The organism is Sagittula sp. S175, assembly GCF_049800975.1.
GTDB lineage: Bacteria > Pseudomonadota > Alphaproteobacteria > Rhodobacterales > Rhodobacteraceae > Sagittula.
Window position 1 is genome coordinate 26,200 of sequence record NZ_JBNAGB010000029.1, and the last position, 22,439, is coordinate 48,638.

The 22,439-nt window shown below is 62.3% G+C and carries 21 protein-coding genes; 10 read left to right on the forward strand and 11 right to left on the reverse strand.

The features are described 5' to 3' along the window. Positions 1-8: 8 nt before the first annotated feature. Genes ACP16H_RS23535 through ACP16H_RS23560 form a run of 6 tightly spaced genes read left to right on the forward strand, consistent with a single transcriptional unit; the run spans position 9 to position 5,183 of the window. Positions 9-656, forward strand: coding sequence for a virB8 family protein (locus tag ACP16H_RS23535; RefSeq protein WP_425074652.1), 648 nt, complete (start codon positions 9-11; stop codon positions 654-656). A gap of 59 nt (positions 657-715) precedes the next feature. Next, positions 716-1,366, forward strand: coding sequence for a TrbG/VirB9 family P-type conjugative transfer protein (locus tag ACP16H_RS23540; protein WP_370206265.1), 651 nt, complete (start codon positions 716-718; stop codon positions 1,364-1,366). Beyond that, the gene (locus ACP16H_RS23545) at positions 1,363-2,685 is read left to right on the forward strand and encodes a TrbI/VirB10 family protein (protein ID WP_149884468.1); all 1,323 of its coding nucleotides are present in this window, start codon (positions 1,363-1,365) and stop codon (positions 2,683-2,685) included. The genes ACP16H_RS23540 and ACP16H_RS23545 overlap by 4 nt, the downstream gene beginning before the upstream one ends. Before the next feature lies 1 nt (position 2,686). Beyond that, on the forward strand, positions 2,687-3,721 hold the full coding sequence (locus ACP16H_RS23550) for an ATPase, T2SS/T4P/T4SS family (RefSeq protein ID WP_425074645.1): 1,035 nt from the start codon (positions 2,687-2,689) through the stop codon (positions 3,719-3,721). Positions 3,722-3,738: 17 nt separating this feature from the next. Continuing rightward, positions 3,739-4,158 (forward strand): hypothetical protein, encoded by a 420-nt coding sequence (locus ACP16H_RS23555; protein ID WP_149884470.1) that lies wholly within the window; start codon positions 3,739-3,741, stop codon positions 4,156-4,158. Beyond that, entirely contained in the window at positions 4,158-5,183 is a 1,026-nt protein-coding gene (locus ACP16H_RS23560) for a type IV secretion system protein (protein WP_149884471.1), read from the forward strand. The genes ACP16H_RS23555 and ACP16H_RS23560 overlap by 1 nt, the downstream gene beginning before the upstream one ends. 83 nt (positions 5,184-5,266) lie before the next feature. Here ACP16H_RS23560 and ACP16H_RS23565 read toward each other — a convergent pair whose 3' ends face one another. The 6 genes from ACP16H_RS23565 to ACP16H_RS23590 all read right to left on the reverse strand — a co-directional run bounded on the left by ACP16H_RS23565 (position 5,267) and on the right by ACP16H_RS23590 (position 14,535). Continuing rightward, positions 5,267-5,917, reverse strand: coding sequence for a hypothetical protein (locus tag ACP16H_RS23565; RefSeq protein ID WP_149884473.1), 651 nt, complete (start codon positions 5,915-5,917; stop codon positions 5,267-5,269). Continuing rightward, positions 5,898-8,978 carry an HsdM family class I SAM-dependent methyltransferase gene (locus ACP16H_RS23570; protein WP_425074646.1) on the reverse strand — a complete coding sequence of 1,027 codons (3,081 nt, stop codon included), beginning with the start codon at positions 8,976-8,978 and terminating at the stop codon, positions 5,898-5,900. The genes ACP16H_RS23565 and ACP16H_RS23570 overlap by 20 nt, the downstream gene beginning before the upstream one ends. Then, the gene (locus ACP16H_RS23575; protein ID WP_321186089.1) at positions 8,975-9,505 is read right to left on the reverse strand and encodes a hypothetical protein; all 531 of its coding nucleotides are present in this window, start codon (positions 9,503-9,505) and stop codon (positions 8,975-8,977) included. The genes ACP16H_RS23570 and ACP16H_RS23575 overlap by 4 nt, the downstream gene beginning before the upstream one ends. Before the next feature lie 108 nt (positions 9,506-9,613). After that, positions 9,614-11,602: a type IV secretory system conjugative DNA transfer family protein gene (locus ACP16H_RS23580; RefSeq protein ID WP_425074647.1), complete on the reverse strand. Its 1,989-nt coding sequence runs from the start codon at positions 11,600-11,602 to the stop codon at positions 9,614-9,616. Next, positions 11,595-13,946 carry a relaxase/mobilization nuclease domain-containing protein gene (locus tag ACP16H_RS23585; protein WP_149884476.1) on the reverse strand — a complete coding sequence of 784 codons (2,352 nt, stop codon included), beginning with the start codon at positions 13,944-13,946 and terminating at the stop codon, positions 11,595-11,597. The genes ACP16H_RS23580 and ACP16H_RS23585 overlap by 8 nt, the downstream gene beginning before the upstream one ends. Continuing rightward, complete coding sequence (locus ACP16H_RS23590; RefSeq protein ID WP_149884477.1) at positions 13,933-14,535, reverse strand: helix-turn-helix domain-containing protein; 603 nt, start codon at positions 14,533-14,535, stop codon at positions 13,933-13,935. Before ACP16H_RS23590 ends, ACP16H_RS23585 begins: the two co-directional genes overlap by 14 nt. 561 nt (positions 14,536-15,096) lie before the next feature. Here ACP16H_RS23590 and ACP16H_RS23595 point away from each other — a divergent pair. The 3 genes from ACP16H_RS23595 to ACP16H_RS23605 all read left to right on the forward strand — a co-directional run bounded on the left by ACP16H_RS23595 (position 15,097) and on the right by ACP16H_RS23605 (position 16,805). Further along, entirely contained in the window at positions 15,097-15,816 is a 720-nt protein-coding gene (locus tag ACP16H_RS23595) for a ParA family protein (RefSeq protein WP_149884478.1), read from the forward strand. A 10-nt stretch (positions 15,817-15,826) separates the two neighbouring features. Continuing rightward, complete coding sequence (locus ACP16H_RS23600; RefSeq protein ID WP_149884479.1) at positions 15,827-16,483, forward strand: hypothetical protein; 657 nt, start codon at positions 15,827-15,829, stop codon at positions 16,481-16,483. 151 nt (positions 16,484-16,634) lie between these two features. Further along, the gene (locus ACP16H_RS23605; RefSeq protein ID WP_156178428.1) at positions 16,635-16,805 is read left to right on the forward strand and encodes a hypothetical protein; all 171 of its coding nucleotides are present in this window, start codon (positions 16,635-16,637) and stop codon (positions 16,803-16,805) included. Between the two features lie 559 nt (positions 16,806-17,364). Here ACP16H_RS23605 and ACP16H_RS23610 read toward each other — a convergent pair. Further along, positions 17,365-18,393 carry a hypothetical protein gene (locus ACP16H_RS23610; RefSeq protein ID WP_149884480.1) on the reverse strand — a complete coding sequence of 343 codons (1,029 nt, stop codon included), beginning with the start codon at positions 18,391-18,393 and terminating at the stop codon, positions 17,365-17,367. A gap of 305 nt (positions 18,394-18,698) precedes the next feature. Here ACP16H_RS23610 and ACP16H_RS23615 point away from each other — a divergent pair, with 305 nt between their 5' ends. Further along, a complete protein-coding gene (locus tag ACP16H_RS23615; RefSeq protein WP_410304696.1) occupies positions 18,699-18,899 on the forward strand; it encodes a hypothetical protein in 201 nt (66 codons plus the stop codon). Between the two features lie 2 nt (positions 18,900-18,901). On the opposite strand, the gene ACP16H_RS23620 is transcribed toward ACP16H_RS23615, so the two are convergent. The 4 genes from ACP16H_RS23620 to tnpA all read right to left on the reverse strand — a co-directional run bounded on the left by ACP16H_RS23620 (position 18,902) and on the right by tnpA (position 22,354). Next, the gene (locus tag ACP16H_RS23620) at positions 18,902-19,450 is read right to left on the reverse strand and encodes a hypothetical protein (RefSeq protein WP_410304697.1); all 549 of its coding nucleotides are present in this window, start codon (positions 19,448-19,450) and stop codon (positions 18,902-18,904) included. Between the two features lie 510 nt (positions 19,451-19,960). Continuing rightward, positions 19,961-21,451, reverse strand: a complete 1,491-nt coding sequence (tnpC, locus tag ACP16H_RS23625) for an IS66 family transposase (protein ID WP_425074648.1) — start codon at positions 21,449-21,451, stop codon at positions 19,961-19,963. 124 nt (positions 21,452-21,575) lie between these two features. Further along, positions 21,576-21,929: an IS66 family insertion sequence element accessory protein TnpB gene (tnpB, locus tag ACP16H_RS23630; protein WP_425074649.1), complete on the reverse strand. Its 354-nt coding sequence runs from the start codon at positions 21,927-21,929 to the stop codon at positions 21,576-21,578. Further along, the gene (gene tnpA, locus ACP16H_RS23635) at positions 21,926-22,354 is read right to left on the reverse strand and encodes an IS66-like element accessory protein TnpA (protein WP_425074650.1); all 429 of its coding nucleotides are present in this window, start codon (positions 22,352-22,354) and stop codon (positions 21,926-21,928) included. Before tnpA ends, tnpB begins: the two co-directional genes overlap by 4 nt. Positions 22,355-22,439: the final 85 nt, after the last annotated feature.

The following is a 22,439-nucleotide window of genomic DNA, read 5'->3' on the forward strand; positions in this document are numbered from 1 at the left end:
CGGCGGGCATGAGCGCGCGCGAACTGGTCGAGGAGGAACTGATCCACGGCGCACTGCGTCGGGAGCAGCTCTGGCGGATGATCGGCCTTGGCGGGGCGGGCTTTGGCGTTCTGGGCTGCCTTGCGGCTGCGGCCGTCGCCTTGATGTTCGAGACGCCCCTACCGGTCGTTGTGCCCTATGATCCTGAGACGGGTCTGGCCCTGCCGAACGCCACGGTCGAAACGGTCTCGCTTGCCGAGCGGCCCGCCATCATCGAGGCGCAGATCTACCGCTACATTCTGGACCGCGAGGCCTACAACCAGCTCGACAACGATCTGCGCGTGCGCCGCGTGCTGGCGCAATCCACCGGGGCGGCCGAGGCCAGCATGCGCGCCATGTGGACCTCGGGGCAGGAGAGCTATCCGCCGTCTCGCTACGGTCCCGCCGCAGAGATGGCTGTCGAGGTCGCCTCGATCACGCTGATCGGCGACAACCGCGCGCAGGTCCGCCTCAGAAAGCGCCTGACCAGCCCGCAAGGGGCGCAGGACGGATCCTTCACCGCCACGCTCATGTTTGCCTTCCAACCCGAACGGACCCGCTCGATCGACGATGTCTGGCAAAACCCCTTCGGCTTCACCGTCACCCAATATGCCATCCGATCGGACCGTTCCGAATGACCTCTGTTCCAGTTCTCACACCCGTTCACGCCCTTCTGGTCGCCGGAGCGCTGGCGCTCATGGCGCCCGCAGCCTTTGCCGAGACAACGCCACGCCCCGGTCCCCATGACAACCGCGTCCGGATCGCCACCTGGACCGAGGGGCAGGTTTACCGCGTCGTCACCACCCTGACCCGGGTGACCACCGTCGAGTTCGGCGAGGGCGAGACGATCCGCTCGATCATCGCGGGCGATACGGTCGGCTTCCAGTTCGACGGCGTGCCGGGCGGGCGTGCCTTCGCGATCAAGCCGACCGCGTCGGGTGTCGCCACGAACATCACGGTCTACACGAACCGCCGCTCCTACTACTTCCATGTGGTCGAGGCGCGTGAGACCCCGCATTACGTCGTGCAGTTCCGCTATCCCGAGAGTCGCGTTCAACCGGCTCGGGCCGTCGCGGCTGATGCGCCGAATGCCAACTACGCCGTCAGCGCAAGCGAGGAGTTCACGCCGACGGTTATCTGGGATGACGGCACCTTCACGTATTTCCGCTTTGCGCGGAACGCGCCGGTCCCCGCGATTTTCCGCTATGCCAATGGCGGCGAGCGGGCGGTGAACAGCACGGCACTCGAGGACGGCGTCATCCGCGTCTCGGGCGTGAACCGGCAATGGGTGCTGCGCCTCGGCGAAGACGAGGTCTGTGTTCAGGATATGGGTGGGCCCTCGTCATGAGCCAGGACACTGAAGACCTCGCCGCGCGCCTTGCGAACCTTGAAGCGACAGGCGACAAGAAGCGCGGTGCCGCGCGGCCCTCCCCGCTGGCCGCCATCCTCGGTGTGGCCGGGATCGTGGCCGTGGGCGGTCTGGCCTGGGCCGCCCTACAGCCATCGCCGGAAGCCCCACTGCCGACCGCAGCTCCGGAAGAGTTCCAGACCGCGGGATCGGGCTTCGGCGACCTGGCCCCAATGCCAGTGGTCGAGTCTGCGCCTCCGCCCGCCGAAACGGGCCCCTCTGCGTCGGAACTGGCGCTGATGGAAAGCCTCGCGACGCTGCGTGCTGAACTCGAAGACCTGCGCGCGCGGCCTGTCGAGGCATCGGACAGCGGCGCGGAGCAGGCTATCGCCGATCTCACGGCGCAGATCGCGGCGCTGCAGGAGGCCTCGACCGAGGCGCAGCGCGCGCTCGAGCGGCAATTGACCGAACGCGACCGCGAGCTCGACCAGCTGCGCATGGACCTCGAAGTCGCGCGGCTGACCCCGCCTGCCCCCACCGACCTCGGGCCGAACGAGGAAGAGTTGCGGCTCGCCGAACTTGAGCGCCGCCGCATCGCGGAGGCCGAAGCCCGGGCCGAACGCATCGCGTCGCCCATGATCGCGTTTTCCGGGATGGGGGCAGGGACCGACCGGGAGAACAGCCTCGAAGCCGCGCGCCTGAATGAGGACGAAGCTTTCGTGCGCGCGGGCGCCAGACCTGCCGCAGTGACGCGGGCCGAAGTGATCCTGAACCCCCGCAACACCGTCGTGCAGGGCACGATGATCCAGGCCGTGACCGAGACGGCGCTGGACAGCACGCTGCCCGGTGCAATCCGGGCCATCGTCTCGGAAGATGTGCATTCCTTCGACGGCGCGCGGGTCCTGATCCCGCGCGGTGCACGTCTTGTGGGGCGCTATCGCTCCGATGTGGCGCTCGCGCAGTCGCGAGTCATGGTGGCCTGGGACCGCATCATCCTGCCCGACAACCAGACAGTCGAGATCAGCGCCTTTGGTGGCGACGAGCTCGGCCGCACCGGCACAACAGGATTTGTCGATACGCGCTTCGCGCAACGGTTTGGGTCAGCCGCGCTGATCTCGCTGATCGGGGCCTTGCCCGCAGCCGCCGCTGGACAGATCGATGATGAGGCCGCGGCCGACATCGCGAGCGACGTCGGCACGGACCTGCGCGACAGCACCCAAAGCGTCATGCAGGACTATCTGGCGATCCGCCCAGTGATCCATGTCGATCAGGGCACGCGGATCACGGTCATGGTCGACCGCGATCTGGAGATCTTCTGACATGGCCGCAAGCTATCTCGAAGCCTCGCTCGACCGGCTGGGCACGCACGTGCAACGCGACGACACGATCGAGATCTGCATCAACCCCGACGGGAAGGTCTGGGGCGAATTCCAGGGCGATCATTTCATGCGAGGTCTCGGCAACCCGCTTACCCAGACCGAGATCAAGGACCTCGGCAACCAGATCGCCTCGGCCGCCTCAACCACGCTCAGCACCAAGAAGCCCATCGTCTCGGTCTCGATCCTCTATCGGGATCGTCCGATCCGGGCGCAGGTGATCCAGCCTCCCGCCGTTGAAGGCGGGTTTTCCATCTCGCTACGGTTCTTCTCCTCCCTGCCGCTGGAGGCGATCAAGCTCGGGTTTCTCTATGGCAAGGAGCGCAGCCTCGAAGGCCTGCGCCGCGAACGGAATGCCGCCCTGCGCGATGTGGTGGCTTCCGGCGACATCGATGCATCCCTGCGGTTCTGCGTCGAGAACAAGCTCAACATGATCGTCTCGGGTGGTACGTCGACCGGCAAGACCGTCGCGGCGCGAAAAATCCTCTCGCTGATCGTGCCCGAGGAGCGGATCATCACCATCGAGGAGGCAGCCGAGCTGCGCCCTGAGCAACCCAACGGCGTGACGCTGATCGCCGACCGGGACGCGGACGCCCGCAGCGCCGATGTGCTTCTGGCCTCGACCCTGCGGATGCGACCCGACCGGATCGTGCTGGGCGAGGTCCGGGGCCGCGAGGCGATGACCTTCCTCGAAGCGATCAACACCGGGCATGGCGGCTCACTCACCACGCTCCATGCCGAGACCCCGCAACTGGCGGTCCGCCGTCTCGCCATCGCCGCGCTCAAGACCGATGTGCCCATGACCTATGCCGACATGGTCGACTACATCGAGGGCTCCATCGACGTGATCATCCAGGCCGGCCGTCATGACGGCGCCCGCGGCATCACCGAGTTCTTCCTGCCGGGGCAGGCGAGACATCCAGACCAGAACACGGCCGGAACCGGGGACACAAAGCGCCCCACGGTCGCGGCCGAATGAACCGAAAGGAAATCCCCATGCGCCATACCATCCTCGCCGCAGTTGTCACCCTGCTGGCCGCGCCGCTCGCGGCCCAGACCTCGCCTCAGGTCACGAACGATCTCACCGTGACCATCGCGCCCCAGCAATACCGGATCTGCAACGACCGGCCTGCGCGCCCAACATGGATGGATGAGGTCCACCCGCGTGAGGCCTACAAGGCGCTGACGTTGATGCGTCTCTACGAGCTGCGGTCATGGGAGGCGATCCAGGAAACCGGCGATTGCGGCTGTGATGTCCGCTTCCCGTCATGGGATGCAGCCTCCGCCGAGTACGAGGAACGGTTCGCAACAAGCACGCAGGCCGAGCATACTCAAGCGCGGCTGGCCATTCGCAACGAGCAGAACCAGATCGCCCGCGACGTCCAGGATATCTGCGAAGCGCAAGGCAACTGGTAATGAGCATCGTCAGCTGGATGGTCGGAACTGCCGACGGCTTCCTTGCCGATGCCGCCGAGTCCCAGTTCGGGGCTGTGGCGAGCAATACCGGCACGATCGTCCTGCTGATGGTCACGCTTTCGCTGATCGGCGTTTGTATCAACATGGCCTTCCAGTTCCGAAGCATGGATGGGGCCAGCTTCTTCTGGTACCTGATAAAGCTGATGCTGATAGGGCTCTTTGCCTTCAACTGGGCCAACTTCAACGCTGTGGCCAATGCCGTGATCGGCGGGCTCGACTACATCGCCGGGGCTCTGATCTCCTCTGTTGGCGGCGGCGGTGCCGGGGCCACCTACTTCGCAGCAGAGTTCGATGATCTGATCACTGAGTTCAGCCAATACCTGAACGCGATCGGCAACAATCTGAACTGGATGACCGGCGCCATCCTTGGCGGAATAGGCCTTGTCATGTTGAGCCTGCTCGGCTTCATGACTGGCATCGTCCTCATCTTCGCCAAGATGATGCTGACACTCATGCTCGGCCTCGCTCCGATCATGATCGCTTTGTCGCTGTTCGATGCGACCAAGGATTTCTTCCACAGGTGGGTCTCGACGACGATCAGCTACGCCTTCTACCCCATCGTCATCGCCGCCATGTTCTCGACCGTGGTCGGCATGGCGAATTCGCTTCTCGCGCAACTCGGTGACCCAAACTCCGCGACCAATATCGGCTCGCTGGTGCCGTTCTTCGTGATGGTATTCCTGGCCAAAGGGTTCGTCGCGGCAACGCCCCTGATTGTGCGGGGGATCTCGGGGAACCTGATGGTGGCTGCGGCGCCCGCTGTGGTCTCTGGCTCGGCCGGGATCATGCGGGGAGTCTTCAATACGGACGGCGTCAAGGGCCGGGCGAGGATCGGTGCACTCACGACAGGCGAAGCGATCGGGCGGGGTGCTGTGCAGGCCCCCGCAGCTGTGCGGAGCGCAGCAACGGCCGCTAGCGCGCAAGTGATCAGGATGGCGGAGAGGGCGAAGCGGTTGCGGCAGTGAGGTGCCCCGAACGCAAGTACTTCAGTTTGTCGAAGATGTGGCTAGAGCTTCGAACAGGTATTTTTATATATTGATTGGTACCGTCAGGCCGCGCCGAGCATGTCTACAAACACGTGCTTCAATCGGATGGTGTGTTGTCCGCTTTGGACCACTGCACTATTGAAAACTGCTAGGGACGCCGGGTGAGGAGTGTCGAGACCCAAAGCGGCTGGGTCACCATATGCCTTGCGCAAACGTGCGTCAACGAAGGAAACCACGTCCTCGATAGGCACGCCGAGGACATAACCAAGCATAAAGCCCCACTCGTGGCCCGCAGCATATTGTCCGGTAACGAAGCGATGCACGCCGTTTGTCACGTAGCTCCCGTTCAACGTGGCGTCGCCAGCGCGAACGCGCTTGCACTCCACCGCAACGTAGGCGTCCTCGTCGCCGAACTGGTGCAGGAATTGGAGGGTGATATCGATCCTGCCGAGGATGGATGGATCGGACGTGGACATGTCTTCAAGCTCGTGCTCGCCCCGGATCTGCAGATTGGTGAAGCCGAGCGCTTTCTTCAGCCGCCTCATGGCTTTCCTTACAACCATGGTTGTAGGCACTTCGAGCATTCCGGGCATGATGTCGGCGCGAGCATCGGCCGCGCCACGACAGACTAGGTCGAGCACGGTTGCGATCTGATCGTCGGACAACGCAAACGCTGGGCTGCCGTACGGGATGTCAGGCGTCAGTAGCGACATCCAGCCTCCGCAACCAATGATCGGCGAGAATGACGTCGGCATCATTCAAACCGGCCGTACGCGTCCAATAACGAGCCTCTGTCGGCTTAAGGATGAAGAGATCGCCATCGCCGTAAAGGCGCAGTTGTCGGCGCTCATTCAAGTAGGGCGGAACATCGCTTTCGAACTGACCGCGCAGCATTGCTGCGAGAGCGTCAAGTTCCGTTGGGTCACCGTCGCGGATCGTTGCTTCCGCACTTGGGCCGCCCGGTTCCATGACGAAGCGAACCGCGGTCACCCCCGGTACACCGGACGACCAGTCAGCTTGCTTGAGTCGCTTCTGATACACGATCGCTTCGAGATGCCGCTCGCCTCGCGCCCTGAGATAGGCATTCACGGTGTGCGTTACTTGACGCGCGTAAGCCCGCAGGTCTTCGGGGGCCGGCGGCTGCACCAATCCGATACGCTCTTTGCGATTCTCGAAGATCAGATAGCGTGCGCGATCCACGCTGTCCGTAGCGACCACACGTTCTTCGTTCTCTAGATCGTAGAGTTCAAACACAGCCTGATCGAGCTGAGCTAGCCGATCGGCGTCCTCAGGCGCCGCGGCCGCTGCGCGTTCCGCGCGGACAAGGGCGTCAAGTTGCGAGCGGCTGACCGTGCGCAGGGACGGCACTCGCAATGAGAGCAAATCGTGCGGTTCCACCGTCGGGCGTTCGAGGCCCCAGGTGGGCCCGCCAAAAGCGAATTGGAAGGCCGTGATGCTCGAGTTCAGGATTCCCGAAAGCGCGTGCGCGTAGGCGGGATCAACGTTTCGAAAGGACACACCGTAGAAGTTCTGTGTGTAGAGAACATCACCTTCGTACACCGCCGCGCTGTAACGGCCGCGCTCAGCCCCTGAGCTGTTCCCTACTTTCGAGCAGAGCAGCAACGGACCAAGAAAGATTCCCTCCCGACGGGGGCGATGCAAAGTCTTGTGGTTGAAGTGGGGAAGCGCGTTTTCATTGACACGAAAGGCAGTGAAAGCGTCAGGCGTGACTACTCTTAAACGGAAATAATGCTCAGGAGGCTCATTTGAGTCTCCCTGAACTTGAAAGCCTTGACCGCGGTGATCCGTTTCGCTGCGGCCAAGCGCTTCGAGCACGGAACCGAGCGTCGGGAAACCCCGTTCAAGTTTCTCGATCAACCAACCATCTCGAACGGTGCCGAACGTTGCCGCTTTCAGGAAAGTCGGAATGGCCAAGACCCGGTCAAGTGGAACTGAGCGGATTTCTCCAGGTCCGACGTGAAACACGCCCGTGCGCCGAAAGTCCGGAGTCCAAGGAATTGAGCCGACCAGAACGCGAGTTGGGTCTGGCGCAAGCGCGCATCTGGAGAAGAACAGCAGCGCTGGCCCGAGAGCATCAGGGAACAGTTCCTCTCGCCGGAGATAGGACAGGTTAATCAGAGCAGTAGGTGCCAAGCGCTTTAACAGCGCCTTTTTGGATTCGACGGCGTGGACGTCCTTTGAGAAGAATGGTGTCGCCTTCATGATCATCCCGATCCGCCCCGCTTCCCCGGCGAGCTTTGCAGCCAAGGAAAGGAATGCTTGGTCCGGGCTGCGACGGGGCCGGGCCGTCCCCAGGTCGCCTTTGGCACGTTTAGGTGACGCGCCCCGCTGCCCGACAAAGGTCCAAGGCGGGTTGCCCACGACTGCCTCGAAAGGCTGGGTAAGGAGCGCGTCGGGAAGGGGCTCGGCCAAGGAATCGGCTTCAAAGAGGGTCTCGCCGATCAGATGGTCGAACTTAAGATCCTTGACATCGCACACTGGCTCCTCATCTAGCTCAAGTGCTGCGAGGTATAGGCTGAACGCAGTAATTCCGAGGGCTGACCGGTTGATGTCTATCCCGAAAAGCTGGTTGTACAGGATCTCACGGACGAGCTTGCGAGAAGCTGGCTTTCCTCCGCTAGCTCGCCAGACGAGCCTCCGGAACGCTTCGACGAGGAAAGCGCCGGAACCGCACGCAGGGTCAATTATGCGAGCCTTTTCGGGCAATGCTTCGAAAACAGGATCTAGCGTCAGGTGGACGAGCTCGACAGGCGTGTAATGAAGGCCTTGCGAGGCTGCCTCCTCAGCTGCGCTCGACCGCGCAAACTGCTGATAGATCGAGCTAACGAGATCGACCGGAATCGCATTGAAGCGGAACCTGAAGAGCCGTCCTTGGCCATGTCTTTCCGGGATGAGGCTTCGGCCTTCAATAAAGTCGCGCAGGTACGACAAATGCGCGGGCGTGAGGTGTTCGCATTCAGCGCCGGGGTCGTCCATCGGGAAAAGGTCGCCGTTAAACGTCGACCTCAGCCAGTCAAAGAGCTGGGACGCGCTCTCCGGATTGACAAACATAATGCTGAGATCGGGACGCAGGTTCGGCGGCAAGAAGGGCTGAGCCAAGCCCCTGTCGAGAAGATACCAAGTGAAGATGCAGCGTCCAATGAATCGCTGCGCCAGATCGCGCGCGAGCGCACGGGTGCGTGGCTCGCCGTCGTCCGGCGTTAGTTCGACTAAACGCTGCTCCAAGGCGCTGATTTCGGACAAGAGTTCGCGATCAACGCGGTGCCTTCGGTTAATCTTTGAGCCGATCGGGCTCGACCAGAAAGCACCTGTTTCGGTAGCTAATCGCCCACAGGTGGCGTCGAGGGCGCGTAGGCGGTCAGCCGCGTCGATGACAAACCGGTCGAGCACTAGAGGCGTATTAGCTGTCCCGTCGCCACTCGGCGGTGACGAATAGCAATCGTAAAGCCGCACATCTGTGGGTGTGACAATCCATAGAAGCGGGGCTACGCCGATGTTCCAGGCCGCCTCGTGCCAAGCGCGGATATCAGTTTCGTCAGGGTGCTCGTTGCCCGCATCCTTAAATATGCTTGTCGCGGCGCTATGCGCTGAAAAGACGGCGTCCGCATTCAGCCCAACACGGTCGTCTTTAAGAACCGTCCGCAAGTTTGCAGCAACGGACTCACCCGCGAGGGTTAGGCCGGGAGCTGGCTGGCCATTGGGCCCTAGATAGCCGGTAGCTTGAAGAACCTTCTCAAAGGCCGCGCTTCTCAAGCTGACCTCCGCCGTCGTTCTGCACCAACGCCTCTCGAATGGTGCGCAGGCTCACAGACCTCGTGCCCGACAGTAGAGACCGGGAAGAGGTCGAGCTGGCCGACCATACCAACCGGTTTCGGCAGTGCGAAGCCTTCCGAAAGGACAAGAAGGTGGGGATTGAGCCGAATGACGATGGCATCTTGTCTGAGCTGCTCAACACCAGCTTCGACAAAAGTCCACTCGTCGTCACCGTGAAGCGCGACTGCTTTATCCCACAAAGCAATGAAAGATCTGCCGCCGAAGCCTCGTCGTAGATCGACGAAGAGCGAGCTATGCGCCTGAAGTTCAAGGTGGAACCTGTCGCGGAGCGTAACCGCGAGGCGCAGCACAAGGATCGTCTGCCAGCTATACTGGGCAGGCGAGCCCTGCTTCTTCGGCGGAATGTCGGCTGGGATCAAGGCACGTCGGCTTGTCCACTCGCGCAGCGTCGGAGCCGAAAGGCCCGTCAGTTTTAGCGCCTGGCGAGTGGGAATAAGCTGCATCATTCCTCCGATTTTTCGAGCCTCAATCCCGAATTGTGACACAAGTTTGGGTATCAGACTCATTCTTTGGAGTAAATGGTGATCCTTGTAGGAAGGCCTTCATGGATCCGATCACGCATACTCCGCGATGATCGCCCGCGTCGTCTGAACCGCTGCAGCCAGCTCGGTCCTGTCTACCCCATTAAGCCCCAGCCCCCCCAGATCGAGCGACAGTTGACCTGACCCACCGCCACCCGCCGCAGCGCGTGCTGCTCGGCCGCGCGCCCGATCTGATAGCGCTGGCTGCGGATCTTTCGTCTCCGTTGCAGGTGCCTCAACCGTCAGCGACGAGGACGCAGTCCCAGACCCAGACCCCTGCGCCCCTGCAGCCGCCCGCACCTCCTGCAGTTCCAGCTTCAGCTTCTCCACGGTCTCGCGGGTCTCAGTCATCTGCCGATCGCGCCTCAGCCCGTCCTCATCTGGGTACGGGAAACTCCCCGCCTGACTCGCATGCAGCACCTTGAGTATCGGGTCCTCGAAATACTTGATCCGCCGCGCCCGGATCGGCATCTGCGCATCGATCACGAGGATCACCTCATCGAGGTCCATACGCCGGGCCTGGTCTTCGGTCAGGAGTGGGGTGTCCTCGGTCCGCTCGGAGACGCTGCGCCCCTCGAACGGGTTGCGCCCGACCGCGCGGGACCGGGTGACCACGCGCTTGGTGGTTTTCCCGACAGCCTGGCTCAGCTCCTCAATGGTCTTCTGCTCGGACGGGGTCAGGTAGAGCTTCACGCCCGCGCCACCCTGCAGCGACCTGCGGGTGTTCTCACCGTAGATCTCGTCCAGCGCGGGAATCGTCTGGGTCACGATGGCGAGGTTGCCGCCGAAGGAGCGCAGCGTCTTGATGCTCTCGGCGACGATCGGCATTTTCCCGAGGCGGTCGAACTCGTCGAGCATGATCATCACGGGCCAAGGCTCGTCATCCCCCGGCTCCTGCGCCTGCAAGGAGGCGATCAGGTCCGAGAAGAACAATCGGATCAGCGGGGCCAAAGGGCGGATCATTTCGGATTCGACCACGAGATAGATCGCATGCGGCCGCCGCCGAATGTCCCGGAAGGAGAAATCCGAGGTCGCGGTGGCCGCGTCGATCGCACGGTTGTCCCAGGTATCGAGACCCGAAGTCATCAGGAGCGAGAGATAGGAGGTCAGGGTGTCGTTGTTGGTCGAGGCCATGCGCTCGAAGATCAGCTTGGCCGAGGTGTTCTTAACCTCTTGCGCGCGCTTGAGGTATTCCTTCTGCTTGTCGCCACCCGAGGCGGTGATGCGGTAGATCTCGCCGATGGTCGGCACGCCGCGCTCGAAGGCCAGAAGGCCCGCCGCCACAAACAGATCAATGCCGCCTGCCAGTAGCCCGCTCAGCTTTTCGTTGTCGGTCTGCAGGAAGAGCTTGGCGGTCAGCTTCAACTCCATCTGCTGCCGGTCACGGTTGGTCATAGCCGCGATACGCGCCAGCGGATTGTAGCGGTGGGTCGGCCGATCCCAGTCGGTCGGCGCGAACCGGAACACCTTGTCGCCCATGCTGGCGCGGAAGCGCGAGGTCTCGCGGAAGTTCTCGCCCTTTACGTCGAGCACCACGGCCGAGCCTTTGTAGGTCAGCAGGTTCGGAATGACGAAGCCCACGCCCTTGCCTCGGCCCGTCGGCGCCACGATCAGCGCATGCGGGAAAGTTTTTGACACGAGGAAGGGACGCTTCGATTTCGGGCGACCAAGCTTGCCCAACAGGAACCCACCGCCCGGCTTGGCAAAAAAGCCGTTGCGCTTCATCTCGGCCTTGGTCTGCCAATGTGTCGTGCCGAACCGGGTCAGTGCGTCGCCGAGAAGCGTGACGCTCAGCATGAGCGCGGCTATGCCAAAGCCGCCCAGGATCAGGTTCACCCAAAGGAAGTCCTTCGTGGCGGTGGTCCCAAGCCCGCGGTATTCCCGCGCGAGCAATGTGAAATCAATGCGCTCGGTCGACAGCCCAAAACGCAGGATCAGATAGCCTGTGGCCACGACGTAGCCGATGGCGAGGCCGACCAGCGTCAGGCTGAGGATCCCGCCCGCGATCTTGCCCTTATCCATGGGTGATCCCCTTCTCGCCATGGGTCGCCGCGTGACGCGCGCGCTGCGCCTCGATCTGTTCTTCGGCCAAGGCATCCAGCACCCGCTCCATGGCGGGGCCGTGGGCAGTCACCTCGCTGCTTTCCAGATAGGCCTTCGCAAGCTCCAGCTGCCGCAGCGGATGTTCGGTGAACTTGTCCAGCACATCTGCATGGCCGGCGCGCAGGGCGGTGACCGCGTTTGGCGTGAGGTTTCTGTCGACTTGCTCGATCAGGCGCTGCCCAGCTGTTTCGGAGAGAGCTGTGCCATCCTCGGCCTCGCCCCGCTGGAGGAACGTCATCACATCAGGGGCGGTCTCAGCCATGAAGCGCCGCTCGGCATAGTCTTGCCGCGCTTGATCCTCGATGTCGAAACTCCGTTCGCTGATATAGGCGCGCGATGCACCCATGGCGCGGAGGCGGTTGATTTCCTCCTGCACCGCCGTCCCGAATTCTTCATCGGGCATTTCCGCGCGGTAGCGCGCGAGGGTGCGGTCATCTTCGGTGATCGGACCGAGATGTTGCGTCGGATCGCGCAGAGCCAAGTCCATATCGCCCGCGTGGAGCCTGCGATCCTTCTCCTCGACGGCGAACTCCTGTGGCTTGCGGCTGTCGGTGATTTTGTCCCATGCCATCGAGGCCAATTCGGCATGATCGGGCGAACGCTGTGCATAGGCGTTGAAGGCAGTGCGGGCTTCTTCCACTTCGACAGCACCGGCCCTGCGCACGGAAGGGTCGTCTGAGAACGGGTAGGTGAAATCTGTCCGTCGGAACTGGGCGACCAGCTGCTGGAAGTCCTGCCGCTCGGACGGGGCGAAGGCGTCCGGTCCCGCGTCGTCGAGATCGCGGCTCAGTGGCGTCAGACGTTCAGCGAGCGAGACCTCGGCATCCTCCGCCTCATCGACATCGTCGACCGCCCGCAAGATGCGCGCATCGGTCAGAGTATCGCCCAGGCGGACGTGAACGGCTTCCAGCCGGTCCAGCGCTTCCTCGCGATCCTCGCCCTTCTCCAGATCGAGGTCGCCTGCCCTGGCGATGGCGCGCAGATCCTGCGCAAGCCATTGCCGTTCGAGGGCTGCATTGGCGGCACCCTCGCGCATGCGGGCGGCGACGGCCTCAGGATCGATGCCCGTGCCCTGCAGCGCCTCCGTAAGCCGTGCCTTCACATCCCCGTCGTCGAGACGCGCCAATTGGTCTTCGCGCATGTTCGCCCGCGCGTAGACGCCGTCCCGCGATGGTGCGTCGAGCAGCGCGGCCGAGCGGTCCCCAAGCGGATTGAGATGCGCAACGGAGGCCAGCACATCGGTAAGCTTGCGCTCGATTTCTGGCCGCTCGGACGCAGGCGCACGGTCGATCGCAGCCTCGATCTGGCGGATGTTCTGGGAAAACTCAGTGATCAGCGTGTCGAACGCAGTTTCGTCTTGGGACATGTAGATGGCTCCGTCAGATTGGACCTGACCGCCACTGGCAAGGATGGTGCTGGCCCGCTCGAGTGCCTCGGCCACGTCATCGAAGTTCGACCGGGACGCCTCGGCAGCCAGACCCCGATAGGTCAGCGCGTTGCGCGCCACCGTCTCCAGGGCGGCGGCCAGGTCGGCCCCGGTGCGCTGACGCTCGACCGGCGGCCGGCCTTCGTCACGGGCCTTGTAGACCTCATCAATCTCGGCGCGGTAGGTCGTGACCCCCCGGTCAAGACGCCGTGTCGCCTCAAGCCGGATCCCGTGGACCTGTGCCGCCTCGACCATCGCCGCCCGAAAGGCGTCGTAGTTGAAGTGGTGATCCTTCCCGAGAAAGAACATTTCGCCATCCTTGCTGCGGCGGTTCAGAACGATATGCGCATGTGGATGCGCGCGATCTTGGTGTATTGCAGCAATATAGTCGAATTGCGACCCCTCGCCTTGAAAGAACTTCTCGCAGATGGATTCTGTGATCGCGCGCACCTCTTCGCCGCTGGTGCCGACGGGAAAGGCCATCAGAAGATGCGAGGTATGGCCGAGCTTCGGGCTGTGCCGCTCGCCCCACTGGTTTTCAAAGCGGCGCACGACCCGGTCGATCTCCGCCTCGGACAGGGCCTTCTTGCCATCATGTGTGCCACGACTGTCGAGGATGTGGCTCGACTTGGTGGTAAGGTAGGTGAGCTGAGCCTTCAACTGCGCCCCGGTGTGGCACCCACCTTTGGAAATCGGCTTGAAGATGGCCGGCGAATAGCCCCGCGCCGCGCGCACCATCTGCGCGTTCCTGGCCAGTCCCTGCCAGCTGCCCGAGACCCGGCTCCAGTCGCGATCAAAGAGGGCGGGCCCGACGCCGCGCGCCTCACCCCGCGCCATGCTCGGCCACCTGCTCCGCTTCCTGCTGCGCCAGACCAGCGAGGGCCTTGGTCACGTCGAGGTCCAGTTCGCGGCGGCGCGCACGGAACATCTCCTGGATCTGGTCGGCCATGTCGAAGACGAGCACCGCGAGATCGCGGATCTCCGCATGGCTGGCGGGCGTATAGGGCAGCCGCTCGCCCTTGAGCTTCGCCTCGTTCAGGCGGCGCGCGACCTGGTTCACGTTGTTGCCGACCCGGTTCAGCGCCGCGCTCATCCCTCTCAGCTCATCCGTCATACGCTCATCCGGGCGCAGGAGATCGTCTGCGGCCAGCATCAGGGAGCGCATGGCATCCGAGCGATGCGCGATCCCGCGCCGCGCGAGAGCCGCATCGAAGCCGCGAAGGTCGCGGTCGGTGACGCGCATGGTCAGCACGCGGGTGCGGCTGTCGTTGGCGGAGACGGCGGAACGGCCCCGGCCGAGGACGTTGTAGACGGTCTTGGGCGAGACCTTCAGCGCAGCACTGATCGCACTGACCGAGACGCCTTTCGCCCGTTCCCGGACGATCTGACGGCGCTCCTGATCGGTCAGTCTGCGACTGCTGCCCATGTGAAGTATACGTTCCTATTTCTTGCCACCTTCGTACAAGCCCGCCTTCTCCCAGCACAAGCGGAGAAGGCATTAAGGGCTTGTACTCAATGTAGAAAATCGGCCCCAGGGGCCGATTTGACGTCCTTTGTCAAATGCAGCGCGCAACGCGCTCAATGCAACGCGTCCCGCGTTCCCTGCACCGTGCATCACGTCCTATGCACGGTGCCTTTTGCGCTCTGCAGCGCGTCTTCGGGCAAGTGGGCCGTGTCGATTGCAGCACGCATCGCGCATCGCGCTTCATGCACGGCGTTGCGTGCACCCCGCGTCGCGTTCCGCGCTTCACGTGCTTTGGTGGATGCCGAATGCAGCACGTCTTTTGGGAAAAGCATCGCGCAACCGGGATCGCGGCGTCTGTCCCCTGCGCCCCGCTGTCTGGTCGCTGCAAAACGCACAACGGCGAATGCATCCTGCCCACCGCATCATGCATCCCGCCTTCCGCTTGACGCCGATGCACCAAGAGGTTAGCGACATTATTGCATCTTTGTTGCATTACACTATTCTTGTAGGAGGCTACGCCCCATGCCGAACGACAATCTCGTGGTCATCACCGCGATGGCCCGGAAAGGGGGGAGTGGCAAAACCACGCTCTCGCGCGCCCTGATCAGCGCCGCCGTGGCTGCCGGGCGTCGGGTTTTGCTGATCGACACTGATAGCACCGGAGTGCTTGGCGCCTGGCACGAACGAGCCGAAGCGGCGGGTCTGGGGTCGCCTCTGCTGCGGTCAATCTCGGTCGAGAGTGTAGGAGCCGTCGATCGCAAGATCGAGCAGGTCTATGATGCCGACTCGGCGGATTTCGTCTTCATCGACACGGCAGGCGTCGGCGCGGAATGGTCGGACGGAATCGCGGTTCTCGCCGATCACATCGTAACACCGGTCATGCTCTCGACCTCGGATCTTGATGTGGGTGCGCAGACCGCCGACTGGTTCGAGCGGTTGCGCGCGCGCGTCGATGACCCGGCGAGCTTGCCGCGCCACCATGTCGTTCTGAACATGGTTGACCCGAAAGCCACGCGCGCGGATGCCGCCTTGATCGAAGCAGCGATCGCCCGGTTTCCCGTGGTTGAGACGGTGATGATGCGCCGCAACGTCTACAAGGAGATGGACGAGAAAGGCCTGCTCCACGCCATCGCACTGCAAAAGCAGGCCGACCCAAACCCACTCATGCGCCCGCATGTCCGTCATGTCGTCGAGGCCCTTGAGGAGGCCACCGACATCCTCAACAACATCTTGGCCGCGTGAGGACAGGGCGTTGAGAAAGAAGATTCCAACCATCACCCGGCCCGACCCAGCCTATGCCGCGTCCCTTCGGCCCGAAGGGGAGAAAGACCCGGGAAGGGAAGAGACGGATCGGGAAGAGACCGTCCTGATGCCGATGAGCGTGACGGCAGACGTGGCGGATGAAGATCAAGCGCCGGTGCCAAGCAGGCCTTCCGTGCCTTCGCCGCAAGCAAGCCAGGAGACAGCGGCCGAGATCATAACAGCGCCCACGGCGTCGCAGCCTAGGGTCCGACGCATTCCGGCCACCCGCAAGATCGATATCCGGGTGAACGCGCTGGAACGGCAGGAAGAAGCCCTGATCGACTGCGGCGTCGACCCCGCCCATGTCATCCGGGCCGCTCTGCGCCGTGCCGTGAAGACCTGGCAGCTGGGGCCAGAGTTCGTCCCACCTTCCGAAGAGCAGAGAACGCGGATCACCGAATGGCGCGCGCGCACTTCACTGGCTGTCGATGCCAATGCGCTGACTTCCATCCTGCACGCCCATGACCCCCTCGATGTGCTCAGCAAGTGGGCCTTGATCCGCGGCCAGATCGAGCCGCGCGTCTGGGCGGAGATCGACATACTTCTGGACGAGATTGCCGTTCGCGCCGCAGCGCAGAATACAGAAAATGATGCGTCAACAACCTGATTATAAAGACAACTTGTCCTTTTGTCGGTGGGTTTTTGCCGAAGCTACCGCCCACACCTTGCAGTTGCAGAAACCTGTCGTTAACACCGCTGACAAGAAATTTTTGACCTCCCTTTAACCAGTTATGAGGTCCAGATAGCAGGAGCGCGTCATGACCCCAAAACCCCGCCTCACCGGCGAACCGATCATGCGCATCCTCTGCAAGAAGACCGACAATCTGGTGGGTTTCCTCTACCAATGGAACAATGGCGATCTGCAGCCCGCGTGGCTGGACGATGCTTTGGCCGAGGTTCGCTACGAACCAATTAGCGACGCCGCCTGACACACGTGATCTGATTGCGGGCGAGGCGATCAAGGGCGGTGCGGAGTGCGGGCCCACAGCAGGCCGCGCCGAATTCTGCGCATCATGAGGTATAGAATTGAATTCTATACCTCATACGTCGGCACCGAACCCGATCCGACAGGCCCAATTTATTTTCTTTCATCGCCCCTGTCCGACCTACCGAGCTGCGGTACCTGCGACTCCTTTGAAGGCGTAGCTATTCGGCAAGCTTCTCGATGATGGGTTGTGGGAACAGTTTCATAGGGATCGTCTCCTCTTTCGTTTCGAGTTCTCGTCCTCTCGGACACGAAAGAGGCAGACAGGGCGTAAGAGCCAGAAGGCGCACAGGGGTAACACGGTCGGGGCAAGCCCCGAGTGGTGCGGGCACCCCTTGCGACAAGGGCGCGCCCTGTCAGAACAGCGGACTAGACTAGAAGACAGATGCGGTAGCAGGAGACGAAGCCCCGTTCATGAAACGGCCAAACCCCACGAGTGCAAGCGCACGGGCGGACTGGAAGCCGGTGGCCTTCACAGATGGTGGCTGCGCCCTTGCCGATCTTTATAGTGAAGAACTCTGCCCTGAACGGGCACTGCCTGCATCATCCCTAAGCCCCGCAACGAGCTTCTCGACAAGCTCGACGGCCTCGGTGACGCCTTCGGCGCGAAGTACAAGCCGCTGGCCGGGCCGATAGCGGGTGTCGCCGCTCTTGGCGATATACTCCTCATCGACAAGCCCCTGCCGGTGGGCAAGCAGATGGCGCTGCTGGAACGCCCGCACGAGTTGGTCGAGGGAGGGGGCGTCGAGATGGGCGCCATAGCCCTGCCCCGTCGCCTGCTGCCAAAGGGTACTGCCCTCTGCAAGGCTCTGGAAAGCGTTCCGCCTTGCCTTCGGCGGCGCGGGAAGCTCCACAAACAGAGCTTCGACCACACGCTGAAAGGCGGTGACAGCGTTCTGCAAGCCGTTCTCGATCACGACGCGCACGGTGGTTTCGGCGGTGTCGCGATCCGGCATCGCGGCGCGCACCTGGTCGAGCGCACGGAGGGTAGCCTTGATTCCTGCGATGGTCTGCTCGAAGACCTGTTCGGCGGCACTGTGGCCGCAAGCGGGACAGAAATAGGCGGCCCCGATCACGGCATAGCGGCAGGCGCAGGACGGGCAGGTGATCTTCAGCGCCATCGGGTCGGTGGCGGCCGGGGGCAGCATGACATGCTGCGGCCGGGAATCCACCTTCATCGTCATCGAAATGAAGCCGCCGCGCGGCCTGCTCCGGTTGAACCGGGCAGCATCGGTTTTCAGTGCTTGATTGAGGCCGCCTTGAAGCTGCGCTACGGCAGCCGCGTGCATGTGCTCGACCTGTTGCTGTGTCCACCAACGGTCGCTGTGATCGGTATGGCCGCAGGCGGGACAGTGAAGCCGCTCTGCTTCCTTGGCCTTATGCCAATCTTCGCTGAGCATCTTGAACTGGAAAAGGCATTCATCCGATGGGCATTCACGGTCGAAGTAGCCTTCCTCGTCGTCCTCAATGAGGATCGAGACTTCGCCGCCGCCTTCGAGGCTCCGCAAAAATCGTTGTGTCTCTTCAAACATCTCGCAACCTCAGAACATCTTGTAGCGTACCGTTTGCTTAAGCCCCATATATAGCATGATTGCAGGGCAATTCGGAGTCTTCCATTGGACGGGGCTCTTCCCTTGCCCCTGGTGTTCAATTCCTGCTCCTACCGTCTGCCAGATCACCGGACGCTGAAGGTAAAGCGCTTGCGGTGCGCCTCCTGCCATGCTGATTGCGGCCTTGCTCAGGCGAAGCCTGTGGCGCGCGGTGCCTTAAGTGCCGCATGAAGTCTGGCCTGCCCTTCTTCCCGTGAATTGAATCCCACGGGAGAAGGAGACCTGCCATGACCCACGCCATAACCCTCGACAACCTGCACAACCTATCCGACGAAGCCCTCTGGGCGCTGTTCGATGAAACCCAAGCCCTGCTCGAAGAGCTGCCCTGCGGCTGCTGGCAGCGCGGCATCGCGCTCACCAATCAGCGCCTCATTCTTGGCGTGATCGACCGCCGCCGGGTGCAAACCTCTCTGGACGTGCCGCGCTAGGCTTATTTCGCCGCCTCTTCCTGCTTCTCCTCGGGAAGAGGAACATTCATGTCCTCGGCACCGATGGCGATGGCACGCTCGACAAGTGCATTATAGGCGGGGACGGTCAGCCCCGCCGTCTTGGCCGCATGAAGGCGGCGAATGGCGAAATGCGGGTTGAGAATGACGGCATGGGAGAACTCGCCTGCGGTGCCCGCCGCGATGCGGATGAAGCCAAGGTTGGCAAGCTCCCTCATCCGCTCCTTCCAGGAGCGCACCGCCCGCTGGCCGGTGTAGCCCGAATAGAAGGCAAGCTCGTCGGCGTTCTGCAAGCTCACATACATCTCGTCGAACGCCTGCCCCCAGAGGGCAAGATAGGTCATCGAGGTGCGTTTGCTGCCCGGAGCCAGGTCGTCGATAATGTTCATGATCAGCGGCATCGTGCGCGGCACGGACGTGAAGCCGTCATAGACGCTGCGGTGCCAAAGGTCGTCCGGAGACAGATCAGGCCAGAGCTTTGCGCGAAGGTCTGTAATTTTCTTGGCGATTTTCTTCTTGGGTGTCCTGACCATAGGAGCCTCATGTGCTAAAGGGGACGGGCTGAAGTGTGGACCTTCAGCCCTGTCGGCGGTGAGTGCGGCGGCGCGAGGTTTGGACGCTCGCTCCGATGTTCATCCTCTCATCGGCAACAGGGCTAATATGCCTATAAACTTGTTGTTTTTCAAATACTTAGTTTGCGCGACTCGGCATCTGAAGCTGCTCCTCCAGCCAATCTGGAAGGCGCGGATGGAAGACTTTGCGCAAGCTCGACATTTGAGTTGGCGCAAGCCTATCAAGAAATCGCCTGAAAACCAACGTGATAGGCGGTTCTGGCGGTGCTCGGCGTGATCACAGTTCTCGCGCGTCCTCGCGGTGCTCGCTGTGATCGGGGCGAAAACCCCCTCCCCGCGCCGGGAAGAGGGGGGTAAAGCGGCGGCCTATTCGGCCGCCATCGCTTGGGGCTAAAGGTTGGGCATGGGCGCGGGGAGTTTCAGCCCCCTTCAAAGACGAAGGGTAAGCGGTCGCTGGACGGCACGGTCAGTTTAGCTTGACAGCTTGAAGTTCCACGGCAGCAGATCGTCGAGGCGGCTTTGCGGGTGGCCATTGGCGATCGCTGTGAGGGTGGCCTTGAGATAGGCGAAGGGTTCGATGCCGTTGATCTTGCAGGTCTCGATCAGCGAGGCGATGCGGCCCCAGGCGATGCCGCCCTCGTCGTGACCCGCAAAGAGGGCGTTCTTGCGATTTAGAGTGATGGGGCGGATCAGGTTTTCGACGCGGTTGTTGTCGATCTCGACGCGCCCGTCGGTCAGAAAGGTTTGCAAACCGTCCCAGTGATTGTGGATGTAGGTCAGCTTTTCGCCCAGCCGGGATTTAGCGGAGATCTTGCGGCGTTGTGCTTGCAGCCAATCACCGAATGCCACGACCAGTGGAGCACTGCGGCTTTGACGGGCAGACAGACGCTGGCCGGGCGAGACGCCACGGATATCGGCTTCAACGGTATAGATTTCGGCGATGCGGCGCAGGCCTTCGGCGGCGATCTCTGAACCATCGCGGTCAAAGACTTCCTTCAGCTTGCGGCGCGCGTGTGCCCAGCAATGGGCCACCCGAATGGGGGCACCGCCCTTGCGGGTCAGTTTGGTCAGTCGGTTGTAGCCCTGGTATCCGTCGATCTGCAGGATGCCGTCAAAGCCTGTCAGGAATGTTTCGGCATTCTCGCCCGCCCGACCGGGTGCATAGAAGTAGACCACACCGGGCGGATCTTCACCGCCCCATGGCCGGTCATCGCGGGCCAGGGCCCAGAGATAGCCAGTTTTGGTTTTACCGCGACCCGGATCCAGCACCGGGGCCGTGGTTTCGTCCATGAACAGCTTGCCGGATCGTTTCAGATGTTCGGCGAGCCGGTCGACGACGGGCTTGAGGTGGAACGCTGCCTTGCCGACCCAATCCGCCAGCACGGCACGGTGCAGATCAAGGCCTGCGCGCGCCAGGATCTGGCTTTGGCGGTATAATGGCAGGTGGTCAGCGTATTTACTGACCAACACATGGGCGATGCTGGCCTCAGTTGGCAACCCACCCATGATCAGGTGCGCTGGTGCTGGAGCTTGGGTCACACCGTCGGTGCAGGTCCGGCAGGCGTATTTGGGCCGGACGGTGACAATCACACGCAACTGGGCCGGCACGATGTCGAGCCGTTCACTGCGATCTTCGCCGATCTTGTGCATGACGCCGCAGCCACAAGGGCAGATCAGGCTATCGGGTTCGATAACCTCTTCGATGCGCGGCAGTGCGGCGGGCAGGTTGCCGATGGTGCGCTTTGGCGCAGGTTTGGCTGCCGTCTTGTCATCCGTTTTGGCAGCCAGATGTTCCTTCTCTGCCTCGACCTCGGCCAGCGCGATGGACAGGTCCTCGAAGGCCAGTTGCCGCTCATCCTCAGACAGCTTTTCCGACCGTTTGCCACGCAGGGCATGGTTCAGTTCGGCAATCAGATGCTGTTGGCGTTGGGTAATATCCTGAAGCGCTGCGATCGTTTCCATCAATGACGCAACCACTGCACGCTGCGCGGCAGGGATGGTGGAAAGGTCAATGACAGGCGTTTCAATCATGACCCGAGATTATGATAAAAACCCCAGTAAAAACACGCAAAAGAGAATGGTTGTTTCATTCTGTCGCAGTGGGTGGGCGTGTCTCCAGCGCCTTGACACGGCGCCAGTCCAGCCCGGCAAACAGGGCCTCGAACTGGGCGTGGTTCAGCGCCATCATCCCGTCCTTGATCGCAGGCCAAGTGAAGGTTGCCTCCTCCAATCGCTTATACGCCATCACCAGCCCAGACCCATCCCAATACAACAGCTTCAGCCGATCCGCCCTGCGCGAGCGGAAGACAAACACCGTCCCCGTGAACGGATCCTTGCGCAGCACCGATGACACGATTGCCGCCAACCCATCGTGACCTTTGCGAAAGTCCACAGGCTGCGTCGAGACCAGAACCCGCATGCGGTTTGAAGGGAACATCATGGCCGTGCCCCGATTGCACGCACGATCTCGGCTATCCGGTCAGAACGCGTCTCTGCGTCCAATCGGATCGTGACTTGGCCCATCGCAATCTCGATTGGTGCCGAGGGCGGTGCTGCAGGCGTGACTGGCTGCCCCGCAACAGCTGGCACATGCACCCCGCCGTTATCCGACACCATGACCGGCGCAAAACAGAAGCTGTCATCTTCAACCGCAGGCAAAACCAGCCGGCCATCGCGTGCCCGACTGCGCCATTCTGAAAGCTGGTTCGCGCGAAGCCCATAACGCGCAGCAACCGCATTCACCGTCGCACCCGGCTTCAACGTCTCAGCGACGATCAGCGCCTTGACCTCGTCGGGCCAGCGCCGCTGACCATTCCCCCGTATCTCTACGCCATAGTCCCTGAGAAACTCACCCGTAGTTGCCATCGCGAAACTCCCGCACCAATATCCGTCAGGCGCGGCATCGCAGGTCAGGCTATCGGCTGGAAGGTGGGGGCCAGGAAACGCTTAC